This window comes from uncultured Ralstonia sp. (genome assembly GCA_913056305.1).
GTDB lineage: Bacteria > Pseudomonadota > Gammaproteobacteria > Burkholderiales > Burkholderiaceae > Ralstonia.
Genome location: CAJXMR010000272.1, coordinates 1 through 5,475, shown reverse-complemented (window position 1 = coordinate 5,475; position 5,475 = coordinate 1). Strand labels below are relative to the sequence as shown.

Here is a 5,475-nt window from a genome sequence, read left to right as displayed (position 1 = left end):
ATGCCGCCGGCCGTGCCCGCCACCTGCGCCCAGAACGACACGCCGCCCAGGCCGCCCAGCGCTTTCAGGCCGAAGATGCCGGCCGCGATGCCGCCCCAGGCGCCGCACAACCCATGCAGCGGCCACACGCCCAGCACGTCGTCGATGCGCCAGACGTTCTGCACGCGCGTGAACATCCACACGAACAGCACGCCAGCCATGCCGCCGGTGGCCAGCGCCCCCAGCGGATGCATCACGTCGGAGCCCGCGCACACTGCCACCAGGCCAGCCAGCGGGCCGTTATACGAGAAGCCGGGGTCATTCTTGCCGGCCCACCACGCGGTGAGCGTGCCGCCCACCATGGCCATCAGCGAGTTGAGGGCGACCAGGCCGCTCATCTTGTCCAGCGTCTGCGCGCTCATCACGTTAAAGCCGAACCAGCCCACTGCCAGCACCCACGCGCCCGCGGCCAGGAACGGGATGTTCGACGGCGGATGCGCGGCGACGCGGCCGTCGTCCTTGTAGCGGCCGTGGCGCGCGCCCAGCAGCAGCACCGCCGGCAGCGCGATCCAGCCACCCACCGCATGCACCACCACCGAGCCGGCAAAGTCGTGGAACTCGGCGCCCGTGGCCGCCTGCAGCCAGTGCTGGATGCCAAAGCGCTCGTTCCAAGCGATGCCCTCGAAGAACGGATAGACGAAGCCGACCAGCACGAAGGTCGCCGCCAGTTGCGGCTCGAAGCGCGAGCGCTCGGCAATGCCGCCCGAGATGATGGCGGGAATCGCCGCCGCGAAGGTCAGCAGGAAGAAGAACTTCACCAGTTCGTAGCCGTTCTGCTGGGCGAGCACGTCGGCGCCCGTGAAGAAGTTGACGCCATAGGCGATCGAATACCCGATGAAGAAGTACGCGATGGTGGACACGGCAAAGTCGACCAGGATCTTCACCAGCGCATTGACCTGGTTCTTCTTGCGGACGGTGCCCAGCTCAAGGAAGGCGAAGCCGGCGTGCATGGCCAGCACCATGATGGCGCCCAGCAGGATGAAGAGCGCGTCGCCCCCGGTTTTTATGGTGTTCATGGCGGTTGTCGTGCGGATGGGAGGGTGCGTCCTTGTGGTGCCGCATGCCCACAAATGACGCAAAAAGCGTCGACAAACGCAAAATCCGTTCCATGCTGGCGCACATTCGGTGCGTCAGGCACCAACGCCGTGCGGAGGTGGGGTGGGCCGCAGGCAGTCAGGTGACGGCTACCTTATCGCCCAAATTCGGTGCGTGCTTGCGCGTATTCGGTGCGCGTTGGGGCGCGTGCGCGCAGGATTGGTGCGTTACTTGGACTCGCCTTCAGCCTGGGCGGCCTTGGCGGCAGTCAGGGCAAAGGACGCGGCAATCGCGTTCCACAGCGGCTCGTAGCGCTGGCGCACCACGCTGGCCTGCTCGGGCGAGGCGGCGGGCGATTGCATATGCAGCATCAGCAGGGCGCCGTCCGCCGGCAGGATAAACACGCGGCCGACCAGCGTATTGCCCGTGGCGTGCGGCACGCGCGGGCCCGGCGCCTCGCCGATATAGCTGGCCCACACGCCCGTGCGTCCGCCGAACGGCTGCGTGCCCCAGCCGATCAGCCGACACGGCAGCGACACTGTTTGCCGTACCGATTCGCGCAGCCAGCGCGGCTCGCGGCTCTCGGGCACCGGTTCGAGCTCGCCATCGTGCGGGCGCACCAGCAGTTCGATGCGCGACAGCCCCGCGCCGCCCTGGTTGGCCCAGGCGCCGATCGCCACGCGGCCCGGGTCGGGCTTGCGTGGCGCAGCAGGTGGTACGCGCTCCCACGAGAACGGCAGGCGCAACGCCAGGCCGGCGCCGCGCGCGTTCGGCCAGTCGGCCAGCGTGACGCCCTGGGTGAAGCGGCTGCCCAGCTCATCGCCCGGGCGGTCGTCGTAGACCACTGCCAGCAGGGTCTGCAGCGTGGCCCGGTCGAGCTCGCCTTGTGCGCGCACACTCACGCGCTGGGCCAGCGCCTGCGCGGTCTGTTCGGTCTGGGTGGCAATCGCCACACTCGACTGGTGCACGTCGAGCACGCGCTCGATCAGCAGCTGGCGCTCGTCATCGGCCAGCGGAATGCCGGCGATCAGGCGGCGCGTGTGGGCCAATGCCTGCGGGAACGTGTCGTCGAATTGGGTGCGGGCGCGGATCAGGTCTTCGCGTTGCCCCGGGTAGCGCTGGATGGCGCGGTCGAGCGCCTGCGCCTGCACCGTCAGGAAGCCGAGCACACCCACCAGGCCGGGGATGCCGCCCGGGGTGTAATCCCACGCAAGGGCGTGCAGGGGCCACGCCAGCAAGGCGATCAAATACCAGCGCAGCGTTGCGCGGCGTGACATGGTTGGTGCCCCCCGAGGCCAGCAGCGGTGCCGGCCAAAGCCGAACTGTAGCGATTTGTATTGATTGTGTGCAAGCTAGGCATCACCCCGATCCGGGGCGGATGTTGCTTTCATGCGCCCCGCGCGTGGCGATCGGATCACTGTAGAGGCTTCCCCAATGGGCATCCAAAAGCGCCCGTCGGGATCGCCGTTGCCGTGGCGTTTGACTGGTTGACGTTTACGTCACGCCCGAAAATACTGTCTCCACGACGACCGACCGGCACGCCGCGCATTGTGCGGCGCACAAAACCTCCAACGCCGGCGCCCACTCTTTCGAAGGTGGAGACATGACCGATCTTTCCGCCGCCCGCGCGGCCGAACCGACCCCGGCCAGCGAGCCCGTCGCGCCGCGCTACAAGGTTCGCTTCGTCACGGCCGCGTCGCTGTTCGACGGCCACGATGCGTCGATCAACATCATGCGGCGCATCCTGCAGTCGATGGGCTGCGAGGTGATCCATCTCGGCCACAACCGCTCGGTGGACGAGGTGGTCAACGCTGCCTTGCAGGAAGACGTGCAGGGCATCGCGGTCTCCAGCTACCAGGGCGGCCACGTCGAATACTTCAAGTACATGATCGACGCGTTGCGCGCGCGCGGCGGCGAGCACATCCAGGTGTTCGGCGGCGGCGGCGGCGTGATCGTGCCGGCGGAGATCCGCGCGCTGCAGGACTACGGCGTGGCGCGCATCTACAGCCCCGAAGACGGTCAGCGCATGGGCCTGGCCGGCATGATTGCCGACATGGTGCGGCGCTGCGATCTCGATCTCTCCGCCTATGCGCCGACCACGCTGGAGCCCGTGGCCAACGGGGATCGGCGCGCGCTGGCGCAACTGATCACCGCGCTGGAATCGGGCCGCGTTGATCCGGCATTGCGGCAGGCCGTGCACGATCGCGCGGCGGCCGTGCATACGCCGGTGCTCGGCATCACGGGCACGGGTGGCGCGGGCAAGTCATCGCTCACGGATGAGCTGATCCGCCGCTTCCGCCTCGACCAGCAGGACCGCCTGCGCATTGCCGTGATCTCGATCGACCCGTCGCGGCGCAAGTCGGGCGGGGCGCTGCTGGGCGATCGCATCCGCATGAACGCGATCAACCATCCGAACCTCTTCGTACGCTCGCTCGCCACACGCGAGGCCAGCAGCGAGATTTCCGACGCGCTGCCCGATGCGATTGCGGCGTGCCGCGCGGGCGGCTTCGACCTCATCATCGTCGAGACTTCGGGCATCGGCCAGGGCGATGCGGCCATCGTGCCGCACGTCGATCTGTCGCTGTACGTGATGACGCCCGAGTTTGGCGCGGCCAGCCAGCTGGAGAAGATCGACATGCTCGATTTTGCCGACCTGGTGGCGATCAACAAGTTCGACCGCAAGGGCGCGCAGGACGCGTGGCGCGACGTGTCCAAGCAGGTGCAGCGCAACCGCGAGCAATGGCATGCGAAGCCGGAAGACATGCCGGTGTTCGGCACGCAGGCCTCGCATTTCAACGATGACGGCGTGACGGCGCTGTACCACGCACTGGCCGATCGGCTGGCTGAACGCGGCATGGCATTGGCGGACCGTACGCTGCCGCGCCCGGCCGGCCCTTGCTCCACCAGCCACGACGCCATCGTGCCGCCCGCGCGCGTGCGCTACCTGGCCGAGCTGGCCGACACCGTGCGCGGCTACCACCGCCGTGTCGACGCGCAAAGCCGCCTCGCGCGCGAGCGCCAGCAGCTGCGGGCCAGCCGTCGCATGCTGGAAGCGGCCGGCACCACCGGCGATGCGCTGACCGCCCTCGACACGCAAGCCGCCGAGCGCGACACGCAGCTCGGCGCCACCGAACGCAAGCTGCTCGCCATGTGGCCCGACCTGCGCCGCGCGTATTCCGGCGACGAGTACGTCGTGAAGATCCGAGACCGGGAGATCCGCACGCAGCTCACGCACACGACGCTCTCCGGCACCACCATCCGCAAGGTCGTGCTGCCGCCGTTTGAAGACGATGGCGAAGTGCTGCGCTGGCTGATGCGCGAGAACGTGCCGGGCAGCTTCCCCTACACCGCCGGCGTGTTCGCCTTCAAGCGCGAGAATGAAGACCCGACCCGCATGTTCGCGGGCGAGGGCGACGCCTTCCGCACCAACCGCCGCTTCAAGCTCGTCTCCGCCGGCATGGATGCCAAGCGCCTGTCCACCGCGTTCGACTCCGTCACGCTGTACGGCGAAGACCCGGACCTGCGCCCGGACATCTACGGCAAGGTCGGCAACTCGGGCGTGTCCATCGCCACGTTGGACGACATGGAGGTGCTGTACGACGGCTTCGACCTGACCAGCCCCGCCACCTCCGTCTCGATGACGATCAACGGCCCGGCGCCGACCATCCTGGCGATGTTCATGAACACCGCCGTCGACCAGAACCTCGCCAAGTTCCGCGCCGACAACGGCCGCGAGCCGACCGAGGGTGAGGAGGCGAAGATCCGCGCGTGGGTGCTGCAGAACGTGCGTGGCACGGTCCAGGCCGACATCCTCAAGGAAGACCAGGGCCAGAACACCTGCATCTTCTCGACCGAGTTCTCGCTCAAGGTGATGGGCGACATCCAGGAATATTTCGTGCACCACCAGGTGCGCAATTTCTACTCGGTGTCGATCTCGGGCTACCACATTGCCGAGGCCGGGGCGAACCCGATCTCGCAGCTCGCCTTCACGCTCGCCAACGGCTTCACCTATGTGGAGGCGTACCTCGCGCGCGGCATGCATATCGACGACTTTGCGCCGAACCTATCGTTCTTCTTCTCCAACGGCATGGACCCGGAGTACAGCGTGCTGGGCCGCGTCGCGCGCCGCATCTGGGCGGTGACGATGCGCGACAAGTACAGCGCGAACGAGCGCAGCCAGAAGCTGAAGTACCACGTGCAGACCTCGGGCCGCTCGCTGCACGCGCAGGAGATCGCCTTCAACGACATCCGCACCACGCTGCAGGCGCTGATCGCCATCTACGACAACTGCAACAGCCTGCACACGAATGCCTACGACGAGGCCATCACCACGCCCACGGCGGAATCGGTGCGGCGCGCGCTGGCCATCCAGCTCATCATCAACCGCGAGTGGGGCCTGGC

Annotated in this window: 3 protein-coding genes; 1 reads left to right on the top strand and 2 read right to left on the bottom strand. The window is 67.7% G+C overall.

All coding sequences use genetic code 11. The annotated features are described in order from the left end of the window. Both QZ609_RS24085 and QZ609_RS24080 read right to left on the bottom strand, forming a co-directional pair. Positions 1–1,055, bottom strand: a 1,055-nt coding sequence (locus QZ609_RS24085) for an ammonium transporter (protein WP_295500260.1), incomplete at its 3' end; no start/stop codon positions are given. A 246-nt stretch (positions 1,056–1,301) separates the two neighbouring features. Next, positions 1,302–2,351 carry a hypothetical protein gene (locus QZ609_RS24080; RefSeq protein WP_295500258.1) on the bottom strand — a complete coding sequence of 350 codons (1,050 nt, stop codon included), beginning with the start codon at positions 2,349–2,351 and terminating at the stop codon, positions 1,302–1,304. Positions 2,352–2,677: 326 nt separating this feature from the next. Between QZ609_RS24080 and icmF the strand changes: the two genes are divergently transcribed. Beyond that, positions 2,678–5,475 (top strand): fused isobutyryl-CoA mutase/GTPase IcmF (gene icmF, locus QZ609_RS24075; protein ID WP_295500254.1); only part of this gene is annotated, 2,798 nt, incomplete at its 3' end.